This window comes from Nostocoides australiense Ben110 (assembly GCF_001050535.1).
Lineage (GTDB): Bacteria > Actinomycetota > Actinomycetes > Actinomycetales > Dermatophilaceae > Nostocoides_A > Nostocoides_A australiense.
The window spans coordinates 3,961,847-3,963,502 of sequence record NZ_HG764815.1; the positions used below are offsets into that span (position 1 = coordinate 3,961,847).

The following is a 1,656-nucleotide window of genomic DNA, read 5'->3' on the forward strand; positions in this document are numbered from 1 at the left end:
TGGCGCCGCGCGAGATGCTCGCCCTCACCCTGCCCGAGGCCCCCGCCGAGCCCGAACCCGAGGCGGCCGTCTCGGAGGAGGACGCCGACGGTCCCGACGAGCGGTACACCAACCCCGACCTCAACCCGTTCGAACGCGGTCCCGAGATCACCGAGGTGCGCTGACCGATGGCCGGTGCTCCTGCGGGGTCCCCGCACCGTCTCGACGCGCCCGGGGAGCGCAGCGGCTCGTGGGGTGGACTGCTGCGCCGGCTCGGCGAGCGCATGACCCGTCCCGCCGACCAGCGCGACGCCGAAGAGCTCAAGGAACATGCCCGCGCCCACGGGGCCGCGGCGATCGACACCCTCGCCGACCGGCAGATCGCGACGGTCTCCGGGACCATCCGCGCCGTGACGCTGCGTCCGCGCAGCACGGTCCCAGCTCTGGTCGTCGAGTTGTATGACGGCAGCCAGACCCTCGTGCTCGTCTGGCTCGGGCGGCGCCAGATCCGCGGGATCGAACCGGGCGCCTATGTGCGCGCCACCGGCCGCGTGTGCATCCGCGAAGGGGTGCCGACGATCTTCAACCCGGCCTACGAGCTGCTGCCCCGGACGGGACGCTGATGACGAACGCCGAGGACGCCGCGCAGGAGGCGCGTGCCGCCACCGTCGAGGAGATCATCCGCCACCGCCGCCTCTCGGCGGCCGTGGGCGGCTGGCGCGGTTCGCTCGAAACGGCTTTGCCCACAATCGCTTTCGTCATCGGCTGGACCGTCACGACGGACGTGCGCACGAGCGTGATCGCAGCCGGCGCGGTGGCCGTCCTGCTCGGGGTCGCCCGCATCGTGCAGCGGCAGAGCCTGCAGTATGTCCTCTCCGCCGTCTTCGCCACCGCCATCGCAGCGTTCTTCGCGCTGCGCAGCGGCAAGGCCGAGGACGCCTTCCTGCCGGGCATCATCACCAATGCTGCGTATGCCGTCGGCACCCTCCTGTCCGTCGTCACCCGCTGGCCGCTCGTGGGTTTTCTGGTGGGAGCGGGCGACCCGCTCGCGAAGGAGGACCCGCTGCGCTGGCGCCGCGACCCGTCGATGGTGGCGGTCTGCGGCCGGCTCACCCTGATCATGACGGCGATGTTCGCGCTGCGGGTCGCCATCATGTACCCCCTGTACAAGGCCGGCAATGTCGCTGGCCTCGGCACGGCCAAGGTCGTCCTCGGCTGGCCCCTATGGGTCGCCGCCCTCGCCCTCATGGGCGCCCTCCTCGTCCGCGGCCACACCCCCCACACCAACCCGGAACCGGAAACCCGAGGAACCTCTGCTGATATGTGACTGGTTTCTGTCAAGTGGCAGGGTGAAGCGGGGTCTGCTGTGGCCTGGAGCAGACCCCGCTTCGTCGTTCAGGGGTGGGTGGCCGGGAGGCAGTCGTGTCAGGCGACGCGCGGTCAGTCTGATATTCGCGGGTTGGTTACCGCATTACCTTGTTTCGGCTGGAGAGTCGGGTGCTTGTCTAGGATCGAGCGTGCCCGGTCAAGGGTGCTCATAGCAGACTCGCTGGTCCTCTCCTCGCGCTGGCGCCCGGTCACCCGGTGTGGTTGTCCCTGAACGGGTTTGAGGGTGGTGTTAGTCGTCCATCACGGCCAGGGACCAGCACCAGCCGGCCAGTTCGCGGGCGATGGCGG

Annotated in this window: 2 protein-coding genes; both read left to right on the forward strand. The window is 70.2% G+C overall.

Annotated elements, in window-relative coordinates; all coding sequences use genetic code 11:
* Positions 1–167: 167 nt before the first annotated feature.
* On the forward strand, positions 168–602 hold the full coding sequence (locus tag BN11_RS19525; protein ID WP_235435557.1) for an OB-fold nucleic acid binding domain-containing protein: 435 nt from the start codon (positions 168–170) through the stop codon (positions 600–602).
* Positions 602–1,306, forward strand: coding sequence for a DUF3159 domain-containing protein (locus BN11_RS19530; RefSeq protein WP_048700053.1), 705 nt, complete (start codon positions 602–604; stop codon positions 1,304–1,306). The genes BN11_RS19525 and BN11_RS19530 overlap by 1 nt, the downstream gene beginning before the upstream one ends.
* The last annotated feature ends 350 nt before the right edge of the window (positions 1,307–1,656 follow it).

Coding starts and splice junctions, on each gene's coding strand:
- BN11_RS19530 (WP_048700053.1), top strand. CDS start 602: ATGACGAACGCCGAGGACGCCGCGCAGGAGGCGCGTGCCGCCACCGTC.
- BN11_RS19525 (WP_235435557.1), top strand. CDS start 168: ATGGCCGGTGCTCCTGCGGGGTCCCCGCACCGTCTCGACGCGCCCGGG.